Here is a 24,836-nt window from a genome sequence, read left to right as displayed (position 1 = left end):
ACCTCCTCATCAGGACGAAAGAATTGCGTCACATTCAAGCCGGTAACCGCGCTCACTAACGTGATCGACCATGCGATTCAGCATCTGGCCGTCACCACAGCGGCCCTGGGGGGAAATACTGGAACTGGCGCAGCACTGCGAGGCGACCGGCTGGGACGGCGTGTACTTCGCCGACCACTTCATGCCCAACAGCGGCACGCTCGAGGCGGCCGACGGTCCGACGCTCGAGTGCTGGTCGGTGCTGGCCGGTTTGGCGGCGACGACGACGCGGCTGCGGCTGGCCCCGCTGGTGACCTCCGTGACCTACCGGCACGCCAGCGTGCTGGCGAACATCGCCGCCGCCGTCGACAACATGTCGAACGGGCGGCTGCTGCTCGGACTCGGTGCCGGGTGGCAGGAGAACGAACACGTCGCCTACGGCCTCGAGCTCGGCACGATCAAGCAGCGTCTCGACCGCTTCGAAGAAGCGGTGCAGGTGATCCGCGGTCTCACCCGCGAGCACCGCACCACGTTCAAGGGTGAGTACTACGACGTGCGCGACGCGCCCAACCAGCCCGCGCCGGTGCAGGCAGCGCTGCCGATCCTCATCGGCGGCGGGGGCGAGAAGCGCACGCTGCGCATCGCGGCGCAATACGCGGATGAGTGGAACGCGTGGACGGATCCCGAAACGCTGCGCCACAAGGTCGGCGTGTTGCATCAGCACTGCGACGCCGTCGGCCGCGACCCGTCGCAGATCCAGGTGTCGACCCAGGCGATGCTGTTCCTGTCCGACGACGAGGAGTGGCTGAAGGACAAGCGCGCCATGTCGTGTCTTGTCGGCAACGCCAAAGAAGTCGCCGAAGTCGTCGCCGCCTACGCGGAGGCTGGCTGCGACGAGTTGATCATCCCCGACTTCACCATGGGCTCGATGCCGCGGCGCAAGGACACCTGCGATCTGTTCATCAACGACGTGGCGGCGCAGTTCCGATGAAGGTCAAGCGGCTGACGGGCACCATCGGCGCCGAGCTCGTCGGCATCCAGATCGCGGATGAGCACAGCGACGACACCATCGCCGAGATTCGCGCCGCGCTGCTGGCCCACAAGGTCATCTTCTTCCGCGGCCAGACCAACCTCACACCCGAGCGCCACATCGCGTTCGGGCGTCGCTTCGGCGAGCTCGAGGTTCACCCGCTTACGCCCAAGGACCAGGCGCATCCCGAACTGTTCCGCATCCCGACCGGCGGCAAGTACGGGGGTCCGGATATCTGGCACAGCGACGTGTCGTGGCGGCCCGAACCGTCGCTCGGATCGATCCTGGCCATGCGCAAGCTGCCGGCGATCGGCGGCGACACCTTGTGGGCCGACATGGCGCTCGCCTTCGACATGCTCCCCGAGGACGTGAAGGACCGCATCCGCGGCCTCGAAGCAGTCCACGACTTCACCCGCGCCTTCGGGCGCGGGCAGACCGAGGAGACCAAGGCGCGCATGCGGGAGGAGAACCCGCCGCAGCTGCATCCCGTCGTGCGCACGCACCCCGAGACCGGACGCGAGACGCTGTACGTGAACCGCTCTTTCACCACCCACATCGAGGGCATGGATCGCGACGAGTCGAAGGAACTCCTCGACGTGCTGTACCGCCAGACGTCGATTCCCGACGTGCAGGTGCGCTTCAAGTGGACGCGCACGTCGGTGGCGTTCTGGGACAACCGCGCCACGCAGCACTACGCGGTCAACGACTACCTACCCAGCAAGCGCACCGTCGAGCGCGTCACCATCGCCGGCGACAAGCCGTTCTACCGGGCCTGAGGGGCCTGACCGCTTGAGGTAGCCGACCAGGGCGGCGGTGAAGCAGCCGGCGGCGCCGAGGCCGAGGGCGTAGCGGGCGCCGAAGTGCTGCGAGATGAGCCCGATGATCGGTCCGCCGAGCGGGGTGCTGCCGAGGAACACGATCGCTTGGAGCGCCAGCACGCGGCCGCGCATCGACGGGTTGGCCCGCACCTGCACGATCGTCGTCGACGACGTCATGAACGCGATGCTCGACAGGCCGATCGTGACGCCGACGAGGAAGGCCACCGGTGAGTTCGGGCTGATGGCCCACAGCGTCATCGCGGCGCCGAAGGCAAGCGCCGCCTGCGTGACGTGACTGAGCCGGACTTCCTTGCGCCGCGCCGTGAACAGCGCGCCCACGAGCGAGCCGGTGCTCACGACGCTGAACAGCAGCGTGAAGGTGAGGTCGCCGCCGTGGAGGTCGCGCTTGACGAAGACCGGCAGCACCGTCTGGAAGTTGAACGCCAGCGTGCCGATGACGGTCATCATCATGAGCGGGATCCACAGGTCGGGGATGCTGCGCACGTAGCGGATGCCTTCGGCGATCTGGCCGCGGCCCTTTTCCGTCACCGGCGCGGGGCGCAGCTCGGCGGTGTTCATACGGGCCAGCGCGACCAGCACTGCGATGTAGCTCAAGCCGTCGAGGGCGAAAGCCCACCCGAAGCCGACGGTCGTGATGAGGAACCCGGCGAGCGCCGGGCCCACGATGCGCGAGCCCGTCATCAGCGCCGAGTTGAGCGAGACCGCGTTGTTGATGTCGTCGTCGGGCACCATCTCGACGACGAAGCTGCGCCGCGCCGGGTTGTCGAACGCCGTGGCGCAGCCGCCGGCGATGGCGATGGCGAAGATCGCGGCCACCGGCGGGTGGTGCATGAAGGCGACACCGGCGAGCGCGAAGGACTGGACCATGGCCAGGCTCTGCACGATCAGCAGCAGCTTGCGCTTGTCGGAGCGGTCGGCCACGAGGCCGGAGTAGGCACCCATCAGCAGGACCGGCCCGAACTGCGCGGCGGCCAGCAGGCCGAGCATCGTGCCCGAGTGGGTGAGCTTGAACACCAGCAGGGTCTGGGCCACCAGCGTCAGCCAGTTGCCCACCTGCGAGATCAGCTGGCCGGTGAAGAACAGCTTGAAGTTACGGTGCGTGAGGGAGCGGAAGGTCGTGCTCATGCGTGTTCTTTCTTGACGAGTTCGTCGATCACGTCGAGGGCGTCGGCGAGGCGCTGGCGCTGGTCGGCGCTCAGCTCACGGATGCGGCCCGACAGCCACGCCGTCTTGCGGCGGCGCGACTCGGCCACGATCTCGGCGCCCTGGGGCGTGGTCGAGACGAAGTTGACGCGCCGGTCGCTGGGGTCGGGCGCGCGGGTGACGAAGCCGTCGTCCTCCAGCACCGCGATCACCTTGGTGATCGACGGGGGAGCGACGCCTTCGTGCTCGGCGAGGGCGCCGAGGGTGATCGGTCCGTGGCGGTCGATGGCGGCGAGCGCCGACATCTGACTCGGCGACAGCAGCACCCCCGACTCGCGGCGCAGCGCTCGGTGCAAGTGGGTGGCACTCAGCCGAAGCCGGGCTGCCATCTCCTCCACGCGGTACATGAAGATACTTTACCAGACTAATTAGCTCGGTGAAGTATCCGGCTTCCCGTGTGCGGGGTTGCTTCGGCAAATGCCGGAGCAGTCCCGCACACAGCGCTGCGGACGGTTGTTAGACGGGTTCGAGTTCGGTGTCGGCGGCGCCGGCGAACTGCGAGTTGTAGAGGCGGAAGTAGGGGCCGTCGCGGCTGAGCAGTTCGTGGTGTGTGCCCTGCTCGACGATGCGGCCGTGCTCCATGACGACGATGAGGTCGGCGCCGCGAATGGTGGAGAGGCGGTGGGCGATGACGAATGACGTGCGTCCATGGCGCAGCGCGTTCATCGCCTCCTGCACCTGCACCTCGGTACGGGTGTCGACCGACGACGTGGCCTCGTCGAGGATCAGGATCGCCGGGTCGGCGAGGAAGGCGCGGGCGATCGTCAGCAGCTGCTTCTGACCGGCCGAGATGTTGTCGCCCTCTTCGTTGATCAGCGAGTTGTACCCGTCGGGCAGGTTGTGCACGAAGCGGTCGACGTAGGTGGCCTTGGCGGCGGCCAGCACTTCCTCGTCGGTGGCGTCGGGCTTGGCGTAGGCGATGTTGTCGTGGATCGTGCCACCGAAAAGCCACGTGTCCTGGAGCACCATGCCGATCTGGCTGCGCAGCTCCTGGCGCGACATCTCGGCGATGTTGCGCCCGTCGAGGGTGATCTGGCCGCTGTTCAGCTCGTAGAACCGCATGATGAGGTTGACCAGCGTGGTCTTGCCGGCACCCGTCGGGCCGACGATGGCGATCGTCTCACCGGGTTCGGCGACCAGCGACAGGTCCTCGATCAGCGGCACGTCGGGGTTGTAGGAGAACGACACGTGGTCGAACTCGACCCGGCCCCGCGTCGGTTCGGTGATGACGCCGTAGGGCTGCTCGGCGCTCATGTCCTCGGCGTCGAGGAACTCGAAGACGCGCTCGAGCGACGCGATGCCGGACTGGAAGATGTTGGCGCTCGATGCCAGCTGCGTGAGCGGCATCGAGAACTGCCGCGAGTACTGAATGAACGCCTGCACGTCGCCCACGGTGATGGCGCCCGCGGCGACCCGCAGGCCGCCCACGACCGCCACGAGCACGTACTGCAGGTTGCCCATGAACATCGTCGCGGGCTGCATGAGGCTCGAGCGGAACTGCGCGCCGAACGCAGCTTCGTACAGCTCGTCGTTCGTCTCGCGGAAGCGCTCCTCGGTGGCCTCCTGCTGGCCGAACGCCTTGACGACGGCGTGGCCGGTGAAGGTCTCTTCCACCTGGGCGTTGAGCGAGCCGGTGTTCATCCACTGGCTGATGAAGCGCGGGCGGGCGCTGCGGGCGATGCGCTGCATGACGAAGATCGACGTCGGCACCGTGGTGAGGGCGACGAGGGCCAGCATCCACGAAATCGAGAACATCATGATCATCGTGCCGGCGAGCATGAACACCGACGTGATCGTCTGGCTCATCGTCTGCTGGAGCGTCTGGGCGACGTTGTCGAGGTCGTTGGTGACGCGGCTGAGCAGGTCGCCGCGCGCTTGGCGGTCGATGTAGCTCAGCGGCAGCGAGTTGATCTTGTCCTCGGCCTCTTCGCGCAGGTCGAACATCATTCCCTGCACCAGGCCGGCGATCATGTACGCGGAGCAGATGAGCAGTACCCACGACGTGCTGTAGAGCGCCACTGCCTGGAAGAGGTAGTGGTGCAGCTGGGCGAAGTTGATGCCCAGGCTCTTGCCGCCGAAGAGCACCGGCGCCGCACCCTTGAACACCACGTCGGTGGCGTGGCCGAGGACGCGCGGGCCGTACACGTTGAGCACGGTGCTCGTGATCGAGCAGAACAGCACCAGCCCGATCGTGTACCAGCGCCGACCGAGCATGCGCGCTAGCCGCCGGACGGAGGTCCCGAAGTTCTGCGACTTCTCGAGCGGCATGCCCATGGCGCCCCACCGGCCGCCCGGGCCCGACTGCAGCGCGCCGGGCGGTAGCGCCTTGGGCTTGTCGGGCGCGTCCTTCGCCTTGCCGTTGGCCTTCGCGCCGTTGCCGTGTCCGTTGCCGTTCATCGGAGCACTCACGCCGCCGCCTCTTCCTTCTCGCCGATCTGCGACTGCACGATCTCGGCATACGTCTCGCAGGTCGCCAGCAACTCGTCGTGGGTGCCCTTGCCGACGATCTCGCCGTCTTCGAGCACGATGATCTGGTCCGCCGTCGAGATGGTCGAGACGCGCTGGGCCACGATCAGTACCGCGGACTCCGACGTAAACGCCGGCAGGGCGGCGCGCAGTTTGGCGTCGGTGGTGAGGTCGAGGGCGGAGAACGAGTCGTCGAAGACGAAGACCTCGGGCCGGCGGATGAGGGCACGGGCGATCGAGAGGCGCTGGCGCTGGCCGCCCGACACGTTGGTGCCGCCCTGTTCGATGCGCGCCTCGAGGCCGCCGGGCATCTCGCGCACGAAGTCCTCGGCCTGCGCCACCCGCAGGGCCTCCCACATCTCTTCGTCGGTGGCGTCGGCCTTGCCGTAGCGGAGATTCGACGCCACGGTGCCGGCGAACAGGAACGGGCGCTGCGGCACGAACCCGATGCGGTCGGTGACGTCGTGGGGCGCGAGGTCGCGCACGTCGACGCCGTCGATCAGAATCTGACCCGACGTGGCGTCGAACAGCCGGGCGACTAGGCCCACCAGCGTCGTCTTGCCCGCACCGCTCGATCCCACGATCGCCGTGGTCTGGCCGCGCTCGGTCAGGAACGAGATGTCGTTGAGCACCGAGTGCTCAGCGCCGGGGTAGTGGAAGCCGGCGTTGCGGAACTCGACCTGGCCACGGGTGCGGGGGGTGGCGCCAACTTCGGGCGGGACGACCGACGAGTCGGTGTCGAGCACCTCCTGGACGCGGCCCGACGACACGGCGGCGCGGGGAATCACCGACACCATGAAGGTCGCCATGACGATCGACATGAGGATCTGCACGAGGTAGCTGAGGTAGGCGACGATCGTGCCGACCTGGATGTGGCCTTCGGCGACCCGGTGGGCGCCGAGGGCGACCACGCCCACCGACGACAGGTTCACGAGAATGTTCACGGTCGGGAACATCGAGGACTGGAGGCGCCCGGCGCGCAACGACACCGCCGTCAACTCCGTGTTGGCCTTGGTGAAACGGCGGTCCTCTTCCTTCTCGCGCACGAAGGCGCGCACGACGCGAATGCCGGTGATCTGCTCGCGCAGGATGCGGTTGATCTCGTCGATGCGTTCCTGCATGACCCGGAACGACGGCACCATGCCGCCGACGATGAGGCCGAGGACGATTGCCGCGGCGGGCATCGACACGAGCAGGATGGCGGACAGGCCGACGTCCTGGCGCAGCGCCATGATCACGCCCACGACCATGGTGATGGGTGCCGAGATCGCCATCGTGCACACCATCACGACGAGCATCTGGATCTGCTGCACGTCGTTGGTGATGCGCGTGATCAGCGACGGCGCACCAAAAGTGCCCACCTCGCGCGCCGAGAAGCCCGTCACCTTGTGGAACAGGTTGTTGCGGATGTCGCGGCCGAAGCTCATGGCGACCTTGCCGCCGAGGTACACGGCCCACACCGAGAACACGATCTGCACGAGCGAGAAGCCGAGCATGATGAAGCCTTCGTGCCAGATGTAGTGCGTGTTCTTCTGCAGGATGCCCTTGTCGATGATGCGGGCGTTGAGTGTGGGCAGCGTCAGCGCCGCGCTGGTCTGCACCGCCTGCAGCGCGACCATGACCAGCAGCGTCTTCTTGTAGGGCCGCAGGTGGGTGCGGAGGACTTTGATCAGCATGCGCCGGGCTTCCTTCCGTCGGGCCTGGCATGGACGCCGTAGAGGAACAACTTCACGACGTCGCGCGACGACATGGGGTTGTCGTTGAGCATGGGGTGGGTCACCGACATCGTCAGCGCCCGTAGGAACTTGGCGGCCTCGGCCGGCTTCACGCCGAGGCGGTCCTTGTGCGCCTCGAAGAGCCGCGTGAGCGCCGGGCTGATCGGCGTCGGCTCGGATTTCTTCTGCGGATGAAAGCGTGGTCCCACGGCCGACATGAGCTGCCAGATGTCGACGACGCGACGCTGGATGGCGGCGACGGCTTCATCGAGGCACTTCTCGAAGGGCCGGTCGAGCTTGATCCTCGACAGCGCTTCTTCGAGGGCGGTGGTGTCGAGTGCCTTCTCGAGGACGGCCGCGATCACTTCGTCCTTGTCGGTGAAGGCACGGAAGATCGTGCCTTCGGCGATGCCCGCCGCGTCGGCGATCTGGCGCGTCGTCACCGCCTCGCCGTACTCGAGCAGGAGCGGGAGGGTCGCCTCGACGATCATCGCCCGCCGCTCTTCGGGGGGAAGGGCGCTGGCCCGCTTGGGCCGCGACGAAAGAGCCTGAGTCACAGCGCTACTATAAGTGAGTGCGCACTCACTCACAAAACGGGACCGTCGAGCTGTACTACGAGACGTTCGGGAACCCGGCGGACCCGACGCTGCTGCTGGTCAACGGCCTCGGCAGCCAGTGCATCAACTTCAAAGAGGCGTTCTGCGAGAAGTTCGCGGCGAATGGGTTCCAGGTCGTGCGCTTCGACAACCGCGACGTGGGCCTTTCGTCCCACTTGCCCGACGGGCCCGAGTACACGCTCGCCGACATGGCCGACGACGGCTTCGCCGTGCTTGACGCCGTCGGCGCGCAGCAGGCGCACATCGCCGGCTGGTCGATGGGCGGCATGATCGTGCAGACGATGGCGCTGGCGCATCCGCAGCGTGTGCTGTCGATGACGACGGTGATGTCGTCGCCCGGCGGTGTCGCGCTGGCCGCCGATCCCGACGTGGCGGCGGTCTTCGGAGCCAAGGCGCCCAAGACACGCGACGAGGCGGTGGCGCAGTACATCGCCGGGATCAACGTGTGGGGCAGCCCAGCGTTCCGCGAGGTCGAACGCCTCACCGCGGATGCCGAGGCGGCGTATGACCGCTGCTTCGACCCCAAGGGCCGCGCCCGCCAGGTGGCCGCCATTGCCCGCTCGGGTTCACGCCAGGAGGCGCTGCGTTCGCTTGCCGTGCCCACACTCGTCCTCCACGGCGACGCCGATCGCCTCGTCCCGATCGACGCCGGCCGCCTGACCCACGAGTGCATCCCCGGCTCGACCTTCTCGGTCGTCGAGGGCATGGGCCACGACTACCCGCCGCAGCTGTGGGACACGATCGTCGAGCGCATCACCACCCATGCCCGCGGCGTCTCCTGACAAACTTGTGTTCTGTCGCACCCGTTTCGGGTGCGACAGAACACAAGTTTGTGGTTGGGCTATTAGGACATCGCCGCCAGGAGCCAGGCGAGCCAGGCGTCGAGGCCCTCGCCCGTCGTGGCGCTGACCGGCAGCACGATCGCCGACGGGTTGACGGCGCGCACATTGGCGACGAACGCGTCGACGTCGAAATCGAGGTGGGGGAGCAGGTCGACCTTGTTCATCACGACGACGTCGACGGCGCGGAACATCACCGGGTACTTGAGCGGCTTCTCCTCACCCTCGGTGACGGCGAACACCATCGCCTTGGCGTGCTCGCCGACGTCGAACTCGGCGGGACACACCAGGTTGCCCACGTTCTCGACGATGACCACGTCGAGTTCCGCCAGCGGCAGCCCGGCGAGGCCGGCGCGCACCATGCGGGCGTCGAGGTGGCACTCGCCGGCGAAGCCCTTGCCCGTGTTCACGAGCGAGACGGCAGCGGCGAGCGGCGACAACTTGTCGGCGTCGAGGCTCGTCTCGACGTCGCCTTCGACGACGCCGATGCGCAACCGGTCGCGCAGTGCGTCGAGGGTCCGCTGCAGCAGCGTGGTCTTGCCGGCTCCCGGCGACGACATGAGGTTGAGCGACCACACGCCGTGGGTCGCCAGGTCTTCGCGGTTGTGGTCGGCGAGGTGATCGTTCTCGGCCAGCAACGACTCCATCACGTCGGTCCGGTGCACGAGTCCCACTAGACACGCTCCTCGTCGAAGGACAACAGGTCGAACTCCTCGCCGCTGACCACCGTGACCTCGAACCCTTCGCACTCGTCGCACTGCGGAATCGGCAGGTCGAGGGTCGTCGTGGCGCCGCACTCCTCGCACACCACGACGGCGGGCACGTGGTCTATGGCGAGTATGCAGCCGGCGAGGTCGGTGTCCTGGGTGCGGACCTGCCACGCGAACTCCAACGCGTCGGGCACGACTTGGCGCAGGTAACCGATGCGCACGTCGACGCGCTCGACGCGGCGACCGCCGCGGCGCGCCGTCACGGTGTCGAAGATCGACTCGGCGATCGCCATCTCATGCATCGCGGCGCCGGATGATGCGGCCGTAGTTGTAATACGCGGCGCACGCGCCTTCCGACGACACCATGCACGTGCCGATCGGCGTTTCGGGCGTGCAGGCGGTGCCGAAGACCTTGCACTGCCACGGCTTGAGCGCGCCCTTCAACACCTCGCCGCACTGGCACGCCTTGGGGTCGGCCACGCGCACGTTGGGGATTTCGAAGCGCACCTCGGCGTCCCACTTGGCGAACTCGGCGCGCAGCTTGAGCGCGCTCTGGGCGATGAAGCCGAGGCCGCGCCACTCGAAGTGCGGGCGCAGCTCGAACACCTCGGCGAGCGCGGCGAGCGCGGTGGCGTTGCCTTCGTCGCGCACGACGCGGGTGTACTGGTTCTCGACTTCGCAGCGACCGTCGCGCAACTGCAGCAGCAGCATCTCGATGGCCTGGAGGATGTCGAGAGGTTCGAACCCGGCGGTCACCAGCGGCAGGTGGTAGTCGCGCGGCACGAACCGGTACGGGCGGTTGCCCACGACGGTCGACACGTGGCCGGGCCCGATGAAGCCGTCGAGGCGCATGTCGGGCGAGTCGAGGATCGCCTTGATCGGCGGCACGATCGTCACGTGGTTGCAGAACACGCTGAAGTTGACGACGGCGTCGTCGCGAGCGCGTTGCAATGTGAGCGCCGTCGACGGCGCCGTCGTCTCGAAGCCGACGGCGAAGAACACGACCTCGCGCTCGGGGTTATCGACGGCCAGTTGCAGCGCGTCGAGCGGCGAGTACACGACGCGCACGTCGGCGCCGCGCGCCTTGGCCGCCAGCAGGCTGTTGCCGCGGCCGCCGCCCGGCACGCGCATCAGGTCGCCGAAACTGGTGAAGATCACGTTGGGCGTCGACGCGATGGCGATGGCATCGTCGATGCGACCCATCGGGATCACACATACGGGACAACCGGGTCCGTGGACCAGCTCGATGTTGCTCGGCAGGACGTGCTCGATGCCGTGGCGGTAGATGGCGTGGGTGTGGCCGCCGCAGACCTCCATGAACTTGTAGTGGCGGTCGGGGTCGACGAGTGCGCCGATGCGTTCGATGACGCGGCGCGCCGCAACCGGATCGCGGTACTCGTCGACGAACTTCACGTGAGTTCTCCGTCTTCGAGCGCCGCGAGCGCGGCGACGGCTTCGGCCTCGTCGATCTTGGCCATGGCGAAGCCGACGTGGATCAGCACCCAGTCGCCCAGCGCTGCCGGGTCGTCCTCCAGCAGGCCGACGTTGATGACGCGGCGCACGCCGCTCACGTCGACCCGCGCCAGCTGGTCGTTGTCGAGTATCTCGACGATCTGGCCGGGGATCGCTAGGCACATGGTTCGTCCGCCAAGGACTCGACGATACGCACTGCGGCGTCGACGGCCGCGTGCACCGGCGCCGACAGTCCGATCCCCTCGGCCACCGACGCGGGCTGGCAGCCCACCACCAGCACGCGCTCGAGGCGCCCACCCATGTTCGCCACCATCCGCAGCACGGACTCGGGCGTCATGGCGTGCGCGTCGGTGGCCGCGCCGGCGGCGACCGCGGCGTCCACGGTCGCGAGCTCGACCAGGCGGACCGTGCCGGGGGCCTCGTCGCCGGCGAGCGTGTCCACGAGGATCAACGTCTCGTACCCGTCGAGCAGGTCGAGCGCGAGGTGCGTCCCGCGCACGCCGTAGTCCTCGACGCGGACGTGCGCGGGCAAGGCGCGGTCACGCAAACGGGCGATCACCTCGCAGCCGAAGCCGTCGTCGCCGAGGAAGATGTTGCCGACGCCGGCGACCATCGTCTTCATACGAGTTCGATCTCGTCGGGGTAGAAGTAGCGGTAGCGGCCAAAATCGTCGTCGCCGTCGACCACCACGGCGACGTACTGCGCTCCCTCGAGGTCCTCGAACAATCCCTTCACGGTCGCCGACATCCCCGCGACGAGCATGTCCTGCGCGTCAGTGCGCCGGTGCTTGCTCGGCTGCAACCGCACGCGGCTGCCGACGCGCAACTGGGGCGTGAGCATGTCGGCGTGCAGTGCGGCCAGCGCATCAGGGGTGAGCGTCTCGACGCGGTCGACCAAAGCGCGCGCCAGCGGATCGGTGTCGCGCGCCCACTCCTTCTCGTCGGCCGTCAGCGTCATCACCCGCAACGACAGGATCTCGTCGATCTCGGTGCCGTCGAACATCGCCCCCGGACTGCGGGGTGCGACTTCCGGGTGGTCGTAGAGGATGATCGGCGACGCCAGCATCAGGTCGTCGCCAGCCAAGACGGGAAAGGCGCCGTCGTTGGCGCACCCCTCGACGGCGGTGCGGGCGTCGGGCGGCGGGTCGAGCGAAGAAACGAACCGGCCGTGATCGACGTGCAGGAGCGCGTGCGCCGCCAGCGCCGAATACGCGATCGCCTCGTCGCGTGACGCGCCGGCGGGTCCCCAGTCGGTGGTGTTCTCGACGGACAGACGCACGCGCACGTAGCCGTCGACCGGCGCCGTCTCGAGATGCAGGATGCCGGAGACCGCCGCGCGAGTGCGCACGACGCGGGTTGACGGGTCGAGATACTCGACGGTGTGATCGGCGGGGAGAGCGAAGGGCGTGACGCCCACGCCGATGTCGAAGGACTGCGGTACGCCTTCGTCCCACGACGTGACGCGGTGCCCCTCGTGCTCGACCTCGTCGACGCGGGTGAAGCCATCCGCGCCGGCCACCTCGACTTGCCGGCGCTGACACTGCAAGAACCGCACCCGTGCCGTCACGCGGAACCCCGGGCCGGCCTCGGCGATGCACTCGGTCGCCAGCGCGGCGTGCTCGAAGCCGTCGGCGTGCGCGTAGCGCGGCGGCACCAGCACGCCGAACTGCCACCGCATCCGATTCTTGGTGACACCGGCGCGGTAGGGATACAGCACGTAGCCCTCCCACAGCACGGCATCGGCGATGGCCTGCGCGGGGGCGAAGGGATCCGTGCTCACGCCGAGCGGCCGTGCTCGGCCGCCTCCGACAGTGCCCGCGCCAGCTCGGCTTTGTCGATCGGCTTCGTGAGGTAGTCGTCCATGCCGGCCGCGATGCCTTCGGTGCGGTCGCCGGGCATGGCGTGGGCGGTGAGTCCGACGATCACCGGTTGGCGTACCGCCGACCCGAGCGCCCGGATGTGGCGCGACGCCGCCAACCCGTCCATGCGCGGCATGGAGATGTCCATCAGCACCACGTCGAAGTCGGCGTCCTCGACGGCGCTGACCGCCTCGAAGCCGTCGGTGACGAACTCGGCGCTGTAGCCGAGCGTCTCGAGCACGCGCCGCAGCACGAACGTGTTCACCGCGTTGTCCTCGGCAACCAAGATGCGCAGCTGGCTCGGGGCGGTGACGCCGTTGACCCGTTCGGGGGGAGCGGCTGCCTCGGGCAGCGCGCTGGCGTCAAGTGCCTTCGCTCGCCACGTGAAGACGAAGCGAGCACCGCCGAGCGAGCTTTCTTCGATCCAGATGTTGCCGCCCATGAGCGTGCATAGCTGCCGGCAGATGGCGAGGCCGAGTCCCGCCCCGCCATGACGGCGCGCCACGCCGGCGTCGGCTTGGCGGAACTCGTCGAACAGCGCGTCGGCCAGGTCGACGGGGACGCCTTCGCCCGAGTCGTCGACCGAGCAGATGAACTCCCACTCGTCGTCGAAGGGCAGTGCCGACAGGTACACCTCGACGGCGCCTTCGTTGGTGAACTTGGTGGCGTTCGTGAGCAAGTTGAGCAGGATCTGGCGCAGCCGGCTCTCGTCGCCCAGGACGACGGGCGGTGTCGTGTCGTCGACCTCGACGTCGAGGGCGAGGCCCTTCTCCCGGATCGACGGGGCGGCGATCTCCATGGTGCGCGCGAGCCAGGCGCGCACCGCCATTGGTTGGAGGTCGAGGTCGAGGCTGGAGGCCCGCAGGCGGCTGAAGTCGAGGATGTCGGCGATCAGCTTCAACAGGAACTTGGCCGAGGTCTGCATCGTGCGGACCATCTCGGCCTGTTCGCTCGACAGGGGCGACTCGCTCAACAACTCCGAGAGCACGATCACGGAGTTGAGCGGCGTGCGCAGTTCGTGCGTCATCGTCGCCAAGAAGATTTGGCGGGCCGTCGCCGCCTCTTCGGCCGCGTCCTTCGCGACGGTGAGCTCGGCGTTGATGCGCGTGAGTTCCTCGACGCGCAGCCGTTCGATGGCGGTGACCCGTTCCTGCGCCTGCTTCGTTGCAGTGATGTCGAAGGCGACGCCCTGGAAGAAGTCGGGCCGGCCGAGTTCGTCTTTGATCAGTCGGGCTTCGCCGAGGATCCACACCTCGTGGCCGTCGCGGGCGAAGAAGCGGACTTCGGCGCGGAAGGGCTCGCCCGTCTGCACGCCGCGTGTGAACGCGGCGACGAGCCGATCGTGGTCGGCCGGATGCAGCTGGCGGTACCAGAGGAGCGGGTCGCCGAGCCATTCCTCGGCGGTGAAGCCGAGCAGCTCTTCGATCTGTGGGCTGACGAAGACCTCGTTCTCACCTTCGCCCAGCGCGGCGTAGAAGACGACGGCGGGGATCTGCGAGATCAGCGACTTGAAGCGCGCTTCGGTGCGCTCGACGCGCGCCGCCAGCTCGCGGGGGTCTTCGTGGTTGCCGTTGTGGTTGGCGTGGTTGCGGTCCTGCTCCGGCCAGATCAGCAGCGAGCGGTCGCCGAGTTGCGACGCGTCGGGGAACACCGCTTGACCGAGGCGCAGCAACACGTCGAGCGCACTGCCGTCGATCATGGCGAGGTCGGCGAGTTGCTGCTCGAGCAGCGCCTGGGCGGCCTCGTCGCTGTCGAACTCGCCGGCGCCGCGGCGTGTCACGGGCTGTACCTCGGAGGGTGCACCGTCTGGAGCACCTTGCCGCCGCCGAGTGTCATGTGAACACCACACGGCAGGCACGGGTCGAAGCTGCGGACGACGCGCATGATGTCGATGCCCTTGAAGTTGTCGCGGTCGTTCTCTTCGAAGATGGGTGTGCCGATGATGGCGTCTTCATACGGCCCGGCGGTGCCGAAGCTGTCGCGCGGGCTGGCGTTCCACGACGTCGGTGGGTACGGGTGATAGTTCGCAACCCGGCCGTCGCGGATCACCATGTGATGCGACAGCAGCCCGCGTACGGCCTCGTGGAAGCCGCAGGCGACCGCTTCTTCGGGGACGTCGAACGGCGTCCAGGTTTCGACGCGGCCGGCGGCCAGCTCGGCACGCGCCTGGTCGAGGAAGTAGAACGCCTTGGCGGCGGCGTAGGCCTGGAAGTACGAGCGGGCGCGGTCGCGTTCGAGGGCGTTCGACCACTGCGGGATCGTCCACTCCAGCTGCACCTCGCCGACGTTCGCCGTACGCGGCAGCGTGATCTCCACGCTGTTTCCCGTCGCGCGGACGAAAGGCGTTTCGACGAGCCCGGCCAGGGCCGTCACCCACAGGCGTGCGAGCGGCCCGCCACCGGTGTCGAGCGGGAGGTGGTCGCCGCTGCGGGCGTCGTACCAGCGCGGCGACATCACCCACGTGTACTTGTCGTTGAGGTCGCGCTTGGCCGGATGCGGCAACGTCGTCTGGTTCCAGGGATGCCGCGGGTCGACGGGGTTGCCCAGCGGGTCGTGCGTCACGAACATCTCACCGCCGGCCCAGTCGTCGTAGTACGAGCTGCCGAGCAGGATGCGCATGCCGAGGTTGATCTCGACCAGGTCAGTGGTGACGAGTTCGCCGTCGACGACGATGCCCGGCGTCACGAACATCTGCCGGCCCCAGTCCGTCATCGTCTCGTAGCGGAAGTCGCAGTGGCCGGGGTTCTGGAACGTGCCGAGCGATGCCAGCAGGATGCGGCGGCGGCCTACCTCTTCGTAGCCCGGCAGCGCTTCGTAGAAGAAGTCGAACAGGTCGTCGTGGAGCGGGACCATGCGCTTGAGGAACTCCGTGTAGCGCAGGAGGCGCACGAGGTAGTCGTCGAGCAGTTGCGACGTGACGACGGTGCCGACGCCGCCGGGGTACAGCGTGGACGGGTGCACGTGGCGCCCCTCCATCAAGCAAAACATCTCGCGGGTGACGCGGCTCATGTGCAGCGCCTCGCGATACAGCTCGCCCTCGAAGGGGTTGAAGGCGCGCATGATGTCGCCGATGGTGCGGTAGCCGTGCTGCTCGAAGTGGGGCGCCGGTGTGGTGCGGGCCCGCTCGAGCACGCCCGGGTTCGTCTCGGCGACCATGCGCTCGCAGAAGTCGACTCCGACGAGGTTCTCCTGGAACAGGTTGTGGTCGAACATGTACTCGGCGGCTTCGCCGAGGTTGATCACCCACTCGGCGAGCGCTGGCGGATGGATGCCGAAGGCCATGTGCTGCGTGTACAGCGCGCACGTGGCGTGGTTGTCGCCGCAGATGCCGCAGATGCGGCTCGTGATCTGGTGAACGTCGCGCGGGTCTTTGCCGCGCATGAACACGCTGTAGCCGCGAAAGATCGACGACGTCGACTGGCAGTCGACGACGACCCGCTGGTCGAAGTCGATCTTGGTGTGCACTCCGAGCGACCCGACGATGCGGGTGATCGGATCCCACGACATCTCGACGACGGAGTCGCGCGTGTCACTCATCGCGTTGGGCCTCGGGTCGCGGGGTGATGCGAACGCGGCGCCACTCGGGTTCGAGGTTCATCGATCGGCGCGTGATGTCGCGCAGGGCGCGCACGGTGCGGCCGTAGAGCAAGACGGCGGACGTCGACATCTTGGCGCCGGCCGGCTCGTCCATGAACGGTTCGAATTTGTCGGGCCAGCCGGGCATCGTGCAGCCGTTGCAGGCACCGCCGACGTTGGCGCACCCGCCGACGCCGTTGATCCAGCCCTGCTTGGCGACGTTGCAGTCGGCGACGGGCCCCCAGCAGCCGAGCTTCACGATGCAGCGGCTCGAGCCGTAGGCACCGGCGAAGTCGCCCTGTTCGTAGTAGCCGCCGCGGTCGCAGCCCTCGTGCACGGTGTGGTCGAAGAGGGCGGCCGGGCGGCGTTCGGCGTCGAGGGCGAGCGGCGGCTGGTCGCCGACGCGGAAGCGCAGCAGCTCGAGAAGCGTCGACGTGACGTTGTCGGGACGAACAGGACAGCCGCTGATGTTGACGACCGGGAGTCCGGACGGCGCCGTCCAGTCCCAACCGAGGTAGTCCGTGAGACCCATCGCGCCGGTCGGGTTACCTGGCATGGCGTGGATGCCGCCGTAGGCCGCGCAGGTGCCGACGGCCACGACCGCCCACGCGTGGGCTGTGAGCCGATCGATCCATTCGACGGTCGTGATCGGCTCACCGGTTTCCGGGTCGTTGCCCATGGCGGCGAAGTACCCCTCCCCGCTGCGCGACTCGTCGGGCACCGAACCTTCGACGACGAGGATGTACGGGTCCATCTCGCCGCGCGCCGCGCGGTGGAACGTCGCCAGGAATTCGTCGCCGACCTCGTAGCCGAGGATCGGGTGGTGCAACTCGACGGCGGGCACGCCGGGGAAGACCCCGTCGACGAGGTCCTCGATGCTCGGTTGCGTCGCCGCCGTCATGGCGATGCTGTCGCCGTCGCAACCGAGGCCAGCGGTCAACCACAGGACGGGTACCCCCTGCTGCAGTTGCCGCGTGTCGGTCAAGAAAACCTCCAGGTCAGACGGTTGTCAGAAGCATATGGTCGCTCACCAGGTGTCAACGTTGGGTCGCTTCTTTCCCTCGCGCACCGGAGCCGGCGGCACGGCGTCGAGGGCGGACGTGATCCAGCGGCGGGAGTCGGCCGGGTCGATCACGTCGTCGATCTCGAAGTAGCTGGCAGAGTTGATCGCTTTGCCGTGTTCGTACATCCGGGCCACCATCTCTTCGAACACGCGCTCGCGTTCGGCGTCGTCCTCGATCGCCTCGAGTTCGCGCCGATAGCCCAGGCGCACCGCGCCCTCGAGGCCCATGCCGCCGAACTCGCCCGTGGGCCAGGCGACGGTGAACAGCGGCGACTTGAAACACCCGGCCGCCATCGTCATGGCGCCGAGGCCGTAGCCCTTGCGCAACACGATGGTCATCGTCGGCACCGTCACGTTGGCGCCCACGACGAACATGCGACTCACGTGGCGCACCAGCGCCGTCTTCTCGACTTCGGGTCCGACCATGATCCCCGGCGTGTCGCACAGCATCAGCAATGGGATGTCGAACGCGTCGCACAACTGCATGAAGCGCGCCGCCTTGTCGGCGCCATCGGCGTCGATCGCGCCCGCGAGGTGGGTGGGATTGTTCGCAATTACACCTATCGGCCGCCCTTCGACGCGGATGAAGGCCGTGACCATGCCGAGGCCGAAGTGTGGACGGATCTCGAGGACGGACTCGTCATCGGCGATGGCCGCGACGGCGGCGCGCGTGTCGTAGACGCGCAGGCGGTTCTCGGGCACGACGTCGCGGCAGCGTGTCGGATCGCGATAGGTCCAGTCGTCACGCCGCCCGCCGAAGTACGACAGGTAAAGCTTGGCAACGGCGACGGCTTCGGCTTCGTCGGCCACTGCGATGTCGACCACGCCGTTGGGCACCTGCACGCTCATCGGGCCGATTTCCTCGGGCTTGAAGACACCGAGGCCGCCGCCTTCGACCATCGCCGGACCGCCCATCCCGATGTTGGAGTTCTGCGTTGCGATCACGACGTCGCAACACCCGAGGATGGCGGCGTTGCCGGCGAAGCAGCGACCGCTGTTGATGCCGACGAGCGGCACGAGGCCCGACAGCTCGCCGAAGAGCCGGAACGCCAGCACGTCGAGGCCCGAGCCGCCGATGCCGTCGGTGTCGCCGGGGCGCCCACCGCCGCCTTCGGTGAAGAACACCACCGGGGCTCGCAGCGTCGCCGCCAGTTCGAAGAGGCGGTCCTTCTTGCGGTGATTCTGCGCGCCTTGCGTCCCGGCGAGCACGGTGTAGTCGTACGACACCACGACCGTCGGGCGGCCGTCGACTTTCGCGATCCCGCCGATCATGCCGTCGGCCGGCGTCTGCGTGATCAGGTCGTCGATCGAACGGCGACGCCGTTGCGCGGCCACGACGATCGGTCCGTACTCGACCAGCGTGCCCGGGTCGATCAGGTCGGCGACGTTCTCGCGCGCCGTGCGCTGCCCGGTCTTGCGCCGCCGCGCCACCGCCTCGGGTCGGTGCGCGTCGAGCCCGACTTCATGCCGCGCCACGACCTCGGCGAGGTCCGCCCGAGGGTCGCCCGCCGGTTTTTGTGTCCCCAGGTTCGGGTCTTTCGGATCTGGGGACACAAAAACCTGGGGGGTCAACGTGAGAAGGGCCGTGCCGGGGGTGACGTTGTCGCCCGGCTTGACGCTGATCGTGGCGACGACGCCGTCGCTGCCGGCTTCGACGACGTGTTCCATCTTCATCGACTCGACGACGGCGACGGTCTGGCCGGCGTGCACGTGGTCGCCGACGCTCACGGCGACGGACGCGACAATGCCGGTCAGGGGCGAGGCGACGTCGATCACGCGCTCGAAGCTAGGCGACGGTCGATCTCGGCACCCATGACCTTGCAGTCCGTCGCCGGGTGGGCGAAGTGGCACAGCAACGTGCCGCGCAGGTAGTTGCGGGCGTTTTCGAGCTTGCGGATCTCGTCCTCGAGGGTCTCGAGGCGAGCGAGGCCGATCGCCTTCCACTCGCGCACGTCGCGCGCCGCCAGGACGCCGATGATGTCGTCGAGCGACAGCCCGGCGTCTTGCATCATCCCGATGAACACCAAGCGGCGCAGCGATTCGTCGGTGTAGCGGCGCTGCCCCGACGACCGGCCGTCGGGCGCCAGGAGCCCACGGCGCTCGTAGTAGCGGACCGTCGAGGTGGGCACGCCGGCCCGCGCCGCCAGATCTCCGATTGCCATCACACGAGGTACTTGACTTGAACCTGGGTTCAATTGTCAAGGTCCCTGCTATGGAAACCTCCGTGCCCAATCACCACGCCCACCACCGCCCCTTCTCCGGGCTGTCGGGCTTTCTCATCGGCGTGTCGTTCGTGTTCGGCCGCGACCAGGTCGGTGAGTTCGCCGCCGACGTCGCCGGTCTGCACTCCGGTGATCGCGTCGTCGACATCGGGTGCGGCCCCGGAGTGGCGGCGCGCCTGGCGCGCCGACGCGGCGCGGCCAGCGTCGTCGGCGTCGACCCGGCGGCGGTGATGCTGCGCCTCGGCCGCGTCCTGACGCCGTTCGGTGGCGCGAAGTTCCGCCACGGCAGCGCGGAGCACCTACCGCTCGACGACGGCAGCGTCGACGTGGCGTGGTCGCTGTCGACGGTGCACCACTGGCAGGACCTCGACGCCGGCCTCGACGAGGTGCGGCGCGTCCTCGTGCCCGGCGGTCGCTTCGTGGCCATCGAGGCCAACACGACCAACGGCGCCTCGGGCCACGGCGCACACGGGTGGACCGACGATCAGGCGGAGGGCTTCGTCACCGCGTGCCGGTCCCACGGCTTTGCCGACGTGCGCACCGAACGGCGCGTCGCGGATAGGCGGCCGCGCATCGCCGTCGTGGCCGTGCGGTCCTGAGTCCGGGCCTACTTCACGAAGGCGACGGGCAGCGCGCGGGGCCCGCGCACCTGACCCTTGGCCCAGCGCACGGCGTCGGGATCGGCGAGCCGGAACGGACCGACGCGCTCGACGAAGTGCTGCACCGCCACTTGCACTTCGAGCCGGGCGAGGTTCGAACCGAGGCAGCGGTGGATGCCGACGCCGAAGGCGAGGTGGCGGTTCTCGGCGCGGTCGATGATGACCTCGTCGGCGCGGTCGAAGGCGGCGGGGTCGCGGTTGGCCGACGGAAACGGCAGCAGCAGCGGGTCACCCTTGCGCATCGGGCACCCGCGGAACTCGGTGTCGTGGGTGACCTCGCGCGCCATCGTCACCGGGGCGTAGGCCCGCAGCAGTTCTTCGAGGGCAACGGGCCACAGTTGCGGCTCGGCGCGCAGCCGATCCTGATCATTCGGATGGTCGGCAAGGTGCCAGATCGACGCCCCGATGGCCGACCACGTCGTGTCGATGCCGGCGAGGAGTAACAGCAGGCACATGCCAAACAACTCGTCCTGCTGCAGTTCGCGGCCGATGACACCTTGGGCTTCGGCCACCAGGAACGAGATCAGGTCGTCACCCGGGCTGGCCTTCATCTGCTCCATGTGCTCGCCGAAGTACTGGAACAGCTGGAACAGATTGGCGCCGGCGATCTCGATGTTCGTCGGCGCCGACTCCAGCAACTGGACGACCCACGTGCGGAACTGGGCGCCGTCCTCGGGCGGGATGCCGAGCATCGTGGCGATCACCCGCACCGGGATGTACTGCGCGTAGTCGGCCGCCGCGTCGCAGCCGTCGCCGTCGACGAAGGCGTCGATCAGCTCGTCGCAGTGCGCTTCGACCGCCGGGCGCAGCTGCTCGATGCGGCCGGGGGCGAAGAACGGCAGCAGCATGCGGCGGATCTCGGTGTGGTAGGGCGGGTCGCTCGAAATGGGCGGGACGACGATGCCGAAGTCGGCCATCGACCCGTACTGCGCCACGAGCGGGCTGCGCGAGCTGAACGTGTCGGTGTCCTGGGCGATCGCCACGATGTCGTCATGGCGCGTCGGCACCCACATGCCGCGGAATGCGTCGGAGTGGGCGACGGGGCAGCGCTCCCGCAACTCGTCCCACACCGCGAACGCGTTGCCCGCGTACTCGTCGGTGTAGTGGTTGAACTCGGTCGCCCAATCAGTCACGCGGGCAATGCTATGGCCAGTGCGTCTCCCGCTTGCCCTGCGTCCGCGGGTCGAGCGACATATCGGGCTCGGTGGCGATCGTCTGGATCGGCCGGCCGCGGTCGTCCACGACGTCGAGGCGGATCGGATGCGATTCGAGCATGAACGAGCGGAGATCGTCGCGGTCCTCGCCCACCCGCACGACCACGCCGCGCTCAGCCGCCATCGCTTCGTCGGGGTTCTTCTCGCCGAGCCCCATGAGGATCAGCGCCATCGTGGCGCCGAGGGCGGCGCCGATGAGCAGCCCGGCGACGACGCGGGTGCCCGTCGCCAGGTGCGAGCCGTGCACTACCAGCGCGATCGGCAACATGATCACCATGCCGGCCACGATGAACAGCGGCATCATCCACGCCGCGGTCTTCATCGCTTCCTTCGGGTAGATCACGCCGACCTGTGGGGCGGCGAAGCTGGCGCGCATCTCGTCGCTCATCTCGGCGTTGAGCGAATCGCGCCGGTCCTGGTCGGTGCCGGCGTGCACGTCGCGCTCGTAGAAGCGGCGCTTCAGCTCTTCGATGACGTGGTCGGCGGTTTCCTGGTCGGGATACACGGCGAGCAACTCGTGGCGCCGCTGAGGTTGGAAGTCCATTTCACGCACGCCATGGGCGTACCCGTTACGGCTCCAAAATCACCGCGTACTCGGGGCAGTTGTTGACCGCCAGCTGGGCGCGCGCGGCCTGTTCGGGCGCGACCGAGCCGTCCCCGATGGCGTGGGCGTAGCCGAGGTCGTCGGCTGCGAAGAGATCTTCGGCCACGGCGACGCAGCGGCAGTGGCCCTGGCAGCGTTCGGGATCGACCCACACCCTCATGGGGTGCGTTCTTACTCCTCGTCGACGGCGGTGGCGAACATGCCGATGCCGAACAGCACGGCAATCGTGAACGCGACGGGAACCGACAGCGGGAAGAAGTGCACCAGCACCCAACCCGTCACCGCGAGAGGAGTGACGACGAAGCCGAGCAGGCCGAGGAGCATCGACATGAAGCCGAGGTCTCGGCGCCGCGGCGCCAGCGTGACCTCGAGGTCGCCGTAGTGCCACGTTGTCGTCGTCATGCCGCCTCCATCGGTTGCTGCGGCCGGGGTTCTGAGCGTTGTGGAGGAATCTTTCCCACATTGTTGGGAAATCAAAAGCAAACCAGTGGTTTTGCAATACTCCGGGTATGGGGTGGAACGGACTCGGTGTCGGCCTGGCGAACCTGTGGCGGCTCGCCGACGCGCAGACACGCTCGATCAGCCCGGAGAACTTCACCGGTGAGAAGGGCAAAGGCGGCATGGCGACCGAGGGCACGGGGTCGTGGCCGTCGTCGGACCTGGGCCAGGGCTGGAAGGTGTCGCCGTCGGTGAAGATCGCCCCCGGCGAGACGTTCACGCTGTGCGACATCAAGGGCTCGGGCGCCATCCAGCACATCTGGCTGACGCCGACGGGCACGTGGCGCAACCAGACCATCCGCATCTACTGGGACGGCCAGGAGAACCCGTCGGTGGAGTGCCCGCTCGGCGACTTCTTCGCGTCGGGCTGGGGTGAGTACGCGCCTATCTCGTCGCTCGCCGTATGCGTCAACCCGGGGAGCGCCTTCAACTGTTACTGGGAGATGCCGTTTCGTACCGGCGCCCGCATCACGCTCACCAACGAGAGCCACAAGGAGCGCACGCTCTACTACCAAATCGACTACTCGGAGTGTGAGGTGCCCGAAGACGCGGCGTACTTCTGCGCGCAGTTCCGCCGCGTCAACCCGCTGCCCAAGGGCGAGGTCGTCAAGGTGCTCGACGGCGTCGTCGGCGCCGGGCAGTTCGTGGGCCTGCACTGCTGCTGGGGCGTCAACAACTCGGGCTGGTGGGGCGAGGGCGAGCTCAAGTTCTTCATCGACGGCGACGGCGAGTGGCCCACGATCTGCGGCACCGGCACCGAGGACTATTTCTGCGGGTCGTACAACTTCGATCGCGACGGGCAGTACACCGAGTTCGTCACGCCGTATGCCGGCATGCCGCTCGTGCTGCGGCCCGACGGCACCTACCGATCGCAGCAGCGCTTCTCGCTGTACCGCTGGCACATCACCGACCCGATCCGGTTCCAGTCCGACCTGCGCATCGAGATGCAGGCGCTCGGGTGGCGGTCGGGCTGGAAGTACAACCAACTCCAGGACGACATCGCCACCACGGCCTTCTGGTACCAGACCCTGCCCGTCGCCCCCTTCCCGCCGTATCCGTCAGCGCTCGACCGCGAGATCGTCTAAGCCATAGCCGTGAAGTTGTGGGCGAACTCGGGCGACTCGCACATCATCGAGCCGATCAATCTCTTCGACCAACTGCCTGACCACCTGCGCGAGCGCATGCCGCGCAGCGTGAAGGACCTCGGCGGCGAGTTCGAGACCATCTACGTCGACGGCCAGGAGTTCCGCCGTGAGCTGCCGCAGGGGCCGAAGAAGAAAGGATTCGGCGGGATCAACGCGCGGCCGATCGGCACAACCGACAACGACTTCATCGAGCGCGTCATCAACGGCAACGACGCCGAGCACCGCATCAAGGACCTCGACAACGAAGGCGTCTGGGGCGAGGTCATCTACCCGGGGTTGGGCATCTGGCAGTTCAACATCCGCACCCCCGAGGTGGCGCGTGCCGGAGCGCGCCTGCTCAACGAGTTCGTCGGCCACTTCCAGTCGAAGTCGCCGCGGTTCGTGTGCTGCGCGTCGCTGCCGCTCGCGGACGTGGCCGACGCCGTCGCCGAACTGAAGCGCTGCCGCGACGAAGGGTTTCTCATCGCCTTCTTGCCGGTGAAGCCGCCCAACGGTCGTCCGGAGTGGCACGACGACGAGTGGGCGCCGCTGTGGGCCGCGTTCGCAGAGTCCGGCATGCGCATCGGCTTTCACATCGGGACCGAACCGTTCGCCCCCAACGAGCGCCAGGGCCGCTACTACCGCGGCCCCGGTGGCGCGGTGCTCAACTACGTCGAGACGACCTATGGCGGTCAGCGCGCCGTCACGCAGTTGATCGCCTGCGGCGCCCTCGACCGTCACCCCGAGCTCAAGGTGCTGGTGTCCGAAGGCGGGGCCACATGGGGGCCGTTCCTCGCCGACCGCATGGACGAGGGCTACCGCCAACACGGCGCGGCGGTCCAGCCCAAGCTGTCCAAGCCGCCGTCGCAGTATCTCTACGAGCAGGTGTACGCCTCGTTCCAGCACGACTCGTCGGCCGTCAAGGCGTGCTCGGCGATGGGGTGGCGCAACGTGTTGTGGGGAAGCGACTACCCGCACTTCGAGGGCACGTTCGGCCACACCCAGGAGACCCTGCACGAGTTGTTCGACGGCGTCGACGCCGAGACGTCGCACCGCATCCGCATCGGCGCGTTCCAGGAACTGTTCCCGAGCGTCCCCGCACCGCCGACTGCGTAACCGTGTGCATCCCTAGGCCGGCTCTGCCGGC

Annotated in this window: 26 protein-coding genes; 6 read left to right on the top strand and 20 right to left on the bottom strand. The window is 68.0% G+C overall.

The genetic code is table 11. The features are described from left to right. Window positions 1-70 precede the first annotated feature (70 nt). Together VHC63_07510 and VHC63_07505 are read left to right on the top strand one after the other, a co-directional pair. On the top strand, window positions 71-970 hold the full coding sequence (locus VHC63_07510) for a TIGR03560 family F420-dependent LLM class oxidoreductase (protein ID HVV36437.1): 900 nt from the start codon (window positions 71-73) through the stop codon (window positions 968-970). After that, window positions 967-1,785 carry a TauD/TfdA family dioxygenase gene (locus VHC63_07505; protein ID HVV36436.1) on the top strand — a complete coding sequence of 273 codons (819 nt, stop codon included), beginning with the start codon at window positions 967-969 and terminating at the stop codon, window positions 1,783-1,785. The genes VHC63_07510 and VHC63_07505 overlap by 4 nt, the downstream gene beginning before the upstream one ends. Here VHC63_07505 and VHC63_07500 read toward each other — a convergent pair. From VHC63_07500 to VHC63_07480, 5 genes are all read right to left on the bottom strand, one after another. Further along, entirely contained in the window at window positions 1,720-2,973 is a 1,254-nt protein-coding gene (locus VHC63_07500; protein HVV36435.1) for an MFS transporter, read from the bottom strand. The two genes, VHC63_07505 and VHC63_07500, sit on opposite strands and share 66 nt — an antisense overlap. After that, a complete protein-coding gene (locus tag VHC63_07495) occupies window positions 2,970-3,398 on the bottom strand; it encodes a MarR family transcriptional regulator (protein HVV36434.1) in 429 nt (142 codons plus the stop codon). Before VHC63_07495 ends, VHC63_07500 begins: the two co-directional genes overlap by 4 nt. A gap of 109 nt (window positions 3,399-3,507) precedes the next feature. Continuing rightward, window positions 3,508-5,460, bottom strand: coding sequence for an ABC transporter ATP-binding protein (locus VHC63_07490; GenBank protein HVV36433.1), 1,953 nt, complete (start codon window positions 5,458-5,460; stop codon window positions 3,508-3,510). Then, a complete protein-coding gene (locus VHC63_07485) occupies window positions 5,457-7,193 on the bottom strand; it encodes an ABC transporter ATP-binding protein (GenBank protein ID HVV36432.1) in 1,737 nt (578 codons plus the stop codon). Before VHC63_07485 ends, VHC63_07490 begins: the two co-directional genes overlap by 4 nt. Further along, window positions 7,187-7,789: a TetR/AcrR family transcriptional regulator gene (locus tag VHC63_07480; protein HVV36431.1), complete on the bottom strand. Its 603-nt coding sequence runs from the start codon at window positions 7,787-7,789 to the stop codon at window positions 7,187-7,189. The genes VHC63_07485 and VHC63_07480 overlap by 7 nt, the downstream gene beginning before the upstream one ends. A gap of 17 nt (window positions 7,790-7,806) precedes the next feature. Here VHC63_07480 and VHC63_07475 point away from each other — a divergent pair, with 17 nt between their 5' ends. Next, entirely contained in the window at window positions 7,807-8,631 is an 825-nt protein-coding gene (locus tag VHC63_07475) for an alpha/beta fold hydrolase (GenBank protein ID HVV36430.1), read from the top strand. A 62-nt stretch (window positions 8,632-8,693) separates the two neighbouring features. Here the strand turns inward: VHC63_07475 and hypB are convergent, their stop codons facing one another. From hypB to VHC63_07420, 11 genes are read right to left on the bottom strand one after another with little or no spacing between them, the layout of a single operon-like run. After that, window positions 8,694-9,362 (bottom strand): hydrogenase nickel incorporation protein HypB, encoded by a 669-nt coding sequence (hypB, locus tag VHC63_07470; protein HVV36429.1) that lies wholly within the window; start codon window positions 9,360-9,362, stop codon window positions 8,694-8,696. Next, window positions 9,362-9,691 (bottom strand): hydrogenase maturation nickel metallochaperone HypA, encoded by a 330-nt coding sequence (locus tag VHC63_07465; GenBank protein ID HVV36428.1) that lies wholly within the window; start codon window positions 9,689-9,691, stop codon window positions 9,362-9,364. The genes hypB and VHC63_07465 overlap by 1 nt, the downstream gene beginning before the upstream one ends. 1 nt (window position 9,692) lies before the next feature. Next, window positions 9,693-10,811 carry a hydrogenase formation protein HypD gene (gene hypD, locus VHC63_07460; protein HVV36427.1) on the bottom strand — a complete coding sequence of 373 codons (1,119 nt, stop codon included), beginning with the start codon at window positions 10,809-10,811 and terminating at the stop codon, window positions 9,693-9,695. Next, a complete protein-coding gene (locus tag VHC63_07455) occupies window positions 10,808-11,035 on the bottom strand; it encodes a HypC/HybG/HupF family hydrogenase formation chaperone (GenBank protein ID HVV36426.1) in 228 nt (75 codons plus the stop codon). Before VHC63_07455 ends, hypD begins: the two co-directional genes overlap by 4 nt. Next, window positions 11,026-11,493: a hydrogenase maturation protease gene (locus VHC63_07450; GenBank protein HVV36425.1), complete on the bottom strand. Its 468-nt coding sequence runs from the start codon at window positions 11,491-11,493 to the stop codon at window positions 11,026-11,028. Before VHC63_07450 ends, VHC63_07455 begins: the two co-directional genes overlap by 10 nt. Continuing rightward, window positions 11,490-12,650: a hypothetical protein gene (locus VHC63_07445; protein ID HVV36424.1), complete on the bottom strand. Its 1,161-nt coding sequence runs from the start codon at window positions 12,648-12,650 to the stop codon at window positions 11,490-11,492. The genes VHC63_07450 and VHC63_07445 overlap by 4 nt, the downstream gene beginning before the upstream one ends. Beyond that, window positions 12,647-14,509, bottom strand: a complete 1,863-nt coding sequence (locus VHC63_07440) for a response regulator (protein ID HVV36423.1) — start codon at window positions 14,507-14,509, stop codon at window positions 12,647-12,649. Before VHC63_07440 ends, VHC63_07445 begins: the two co-directional genes overlap by 4 nt. Next, window positions 14,506-16,266, bottom strand: coding sequence for a nickel-dependent hydrogenase large subunit (locus VHC63_07435; GenBank protein HVV36422.1), 1,761 nt, complete (start codon window positions 16,264-16,266; stop codon window positions 14,506-14,508). Before VHC63_07435 ends, VHC63_07440 begins: the two co-directional genes overlap by 4 nt. Further along, complete coding sequence (locus VHC63_07430; protein HVV36421.1) at window positions 16,259-17,290, bottom strand: hypothetical protein; 1,032 nt, start codon at window positions 17,288-17,290, stop codon at window positions 16,259-16,261. Before VHC63_07430 ends, VHC63_07435 begins: the two co-directional genes overlap by 8 nt. A gap of 42 nt (window positions 17,291-17,332) precedes the next feature. After that, window positions 17,333-19,144 (bottom strand): carboxyl transferase domain-containing protein, encoded by a 1,812-nt coding sequence (locus VHC63_07425; protein HVV36420.1) that lies wholly within the window; start codon window positions 19,142-19,144, stop codon window positions 17,333-17,335. Continuing rightward, window positions 19,141-19,530, bottom strand: coding sequence for a MerR family transcriptional regulator (locus VHC63_07420; GenBank protein ID HVV36419.1), 390 nt, complete (start codon window positions 19,528-19,530; stop codon window positions 19,141-19,143). Before VHC63_07420 ends, VHC63_07425 begins: the two co-directional genes overlap by 4 nt. Before the next feature lie 50 nt (window positions 19,531-19,580). On the opposite strand from VHC63_07420, the gene VHC63_07415 reads away from it, so the two are divergent. Next, window positions 19,581-20,189 (top strand): class I SAM-dependent methyltransferase, encoded by a 609-nt coding sequence (locus VHC63_07415; protein ID HVV36418.1) that lies wholly within the window; start codon window positions 19,581-19,583, stop codon window positions 20,187-20,189. An 8-nt stretch (window positions 20,190-20,197) separates the two neighbouring features. Here VHC63_07415 and VHC63_07410 read toward each other — a convergent pair whose 3' ends face one another. The 4 genes from VHC63_07410 to VHC63_07395 are packed head-to-tail and all read right to left on the bottom strand — an operon-like array spanning window position 20,198 to window position 22,469. Next, on the bottom strand, window positions 20,198-21,382 hold the full coding sequence (locus tag VHC63_07410) for a cytochrome P450 (GenBank protein ID HVV36417.1): 1,185 nt from the start codon (window positions 21,380-21,382) through the stop codon (window positions 20,198-20,200). 10 nt (window positions 21,383-21,392) lie between these two features. After that, window positions 21,393-22,007, bottom strand: coding sequence for a hypothetical protein (locus VHC63_07405; GenBank protein HVV36416.1), 615 nt, complete (start codon window positions 22,005-22,007; stop codon window positions 21,393-21,395). A 25-nt stretch (window positions 22,008-22,032) separates the two neighbouring features. Beyond that, the gene (locus tag VHC63_07400) at window positions 22,033-22,227 is read right to left on the bottom strand and encodes a ferredoxin (protein HVV36415.1); all 195 of its coding nucleotides are present in this window, start codon (window positions 22,225-22,227) and stop codon (window positions 22,033-22,035) included. 11 nt (window positions 22,228-22,238) lie between these two features. Then, complete coding sequence (locus VHC63_07395) at window positions 22,239-22,469, bottom strand: hypothetical protein (protein HVV36414.1); 231 nt, start codon at window positions 22,467-22,469, stop codon at window positions 22,239-22,241. A 107-nt stretch (window positions 22,470-22,576) separates the two neighbouring features. Between VHC63_07395 and VHC63_07390 the strand changes: the two genes are divergently transcribed. Both VHC63_07390 and VHC63_07385 read left to right on the top strand, forming a co-directional pair. Further along, window positions 22,577-23,650, top strand: a complete 1,074-nt coding sequence (locus tag VHC63_07390) for a glycoside hydrolase family 172 protein (protein HVV36413.1) — start codon at window positions 22,577-22,579, stop codon at window positions 23,648-23,650. A gap of 9 nt (window positions 23,651-23,659) precedes the next feature. After that, window positions 23,660-24,805 (top strand): amidohydrolase family protein, encoded by a 1,146-nt coding sequence (locus tag VHC63_07385; GenBank protein HVV36412.1) that lies wholly within the window; start codon window positions 23,660-23,662, stop codon window positions 24,803-24,805. The last annotated feature ends 31 nt before the right edge of the window (window positions 24,806-24,836 follow it).

It is taken from the genome of Acidimicrobiales bacterium (assembly GCA_035546775.1).
Classification (GTDB): Bacteria; Actinomycetota; Acidimicrobiia; order Acidimicrobiales; family JACCXE01; genus JACCXE01.
The sequence above is the reverse complement of the archived record's forward strand: the minus strand, read 5'-3'. Positions and strand labels throughout refer to the sequence as shown.

Bases quoted from the DNA above. Each gene is read 5' to 3' on its own strand.
- VHC63_07510 (HVV36437.1), top strand. From the start codon at position 71: ATGCGATTCAGCATCTGGCCGTCACCACAGCGGCCCTGGGGGGAAATA.
- VHC63_07505 (HVV36436.1), top strand. From the start codon at position 967: ATGAAGGTCAAGCGGCTGACGGGCACCATCGGCGCCGAGCTCGTCGGC.
- VHC63_07500 (HVV36435.1), bottom strand. From the start codon at position 2,973: ATGAGCACGACCTTCCGCTCCCTCACGCACCGTAACTTCAAGCTGTTC.
- VHC63_07495 (HVV36434.1), bottom strand. From the start codon at position 3,398: ATGTACCGCGTGGAGGAGATGGCAGCCCGGCTTCGGCTGAGTGCCACC.
- VHC63_07485 (HVV36432.1), bottom strand. From the start codon at position 7,193: ATGCTGATCAAAGTCCTCCGCACCCACCTGCGGCCCTACAAGAAGACG.
- VHC63_07465 (HVV36428.1), bottom strand. From the start codon at position 9,691: ATGGCGATCGCCGAGTCGATCTTCGACACCGTGACGGCGCGCCGCGGC.
- VHC63_07455 (HVV36426.1), bottom strand. From the start codon at position 11,035: ATGTGCCTAGCGATCCCCGGCCAGATCGTCGAGATACTCGACAACGAC.
- VHC63_07450 (HVV36425.1), bottom strand. From the start codon at position 11,493: ATGAAGACGATGGTCGCCGGCGTCGGCAACATCTTCCTCGGCGACGAC.
- VHC63_07435 (HVV36422.1), bottom strand. From the start codon at position 16,266: ATGAGTGACACGCGCGACTCCGTCGTCGAGATGTCGTGGGATCCGATC.
- VHC63_07420 (HVV36419.1), bottom strand. From the start codon at position 19,530: ATGGCAATCGGAGATCTGGCGGCGCGGGCCGGCGTGCCCACCTCGACG.
- VHC63_07415 (HVV36418.1), top strand. From the start codon at position 19,581: ATGGAAACCTCCGTGCCCAATCACCACGCCCACCACCGCCCCTTCTCC.
- VHC63_07405 (HVV36416.1), bottom strand. From the start codon at position 22,007: ATGGACTTCCAACCTCAGCGGCGCCACGAGTTGCTCGCCGTGTATCCC.
- VHC63_07400 (HVV36415.1), bottom strand. From the start codon at position 22,227: ATGAGGGTGTGGGTCGATCCCGAACGCTGCCAGGGCCACTGCCGCTGC.
- VHC63_07395 (HVV36414.1), bottom strand. From the start codon at position 22,469: ATGACGACGACAACGTGGCACTACGGCGACCTCGAGGTCACGCTGGCG.
- VHC63_07390 (HVV36413.1), top strand. From the start codon at position 22,577: ATGGGGTGGAACGGACTCGGTGTCGGCCTGGCGAACCTGTGGCGGCTC.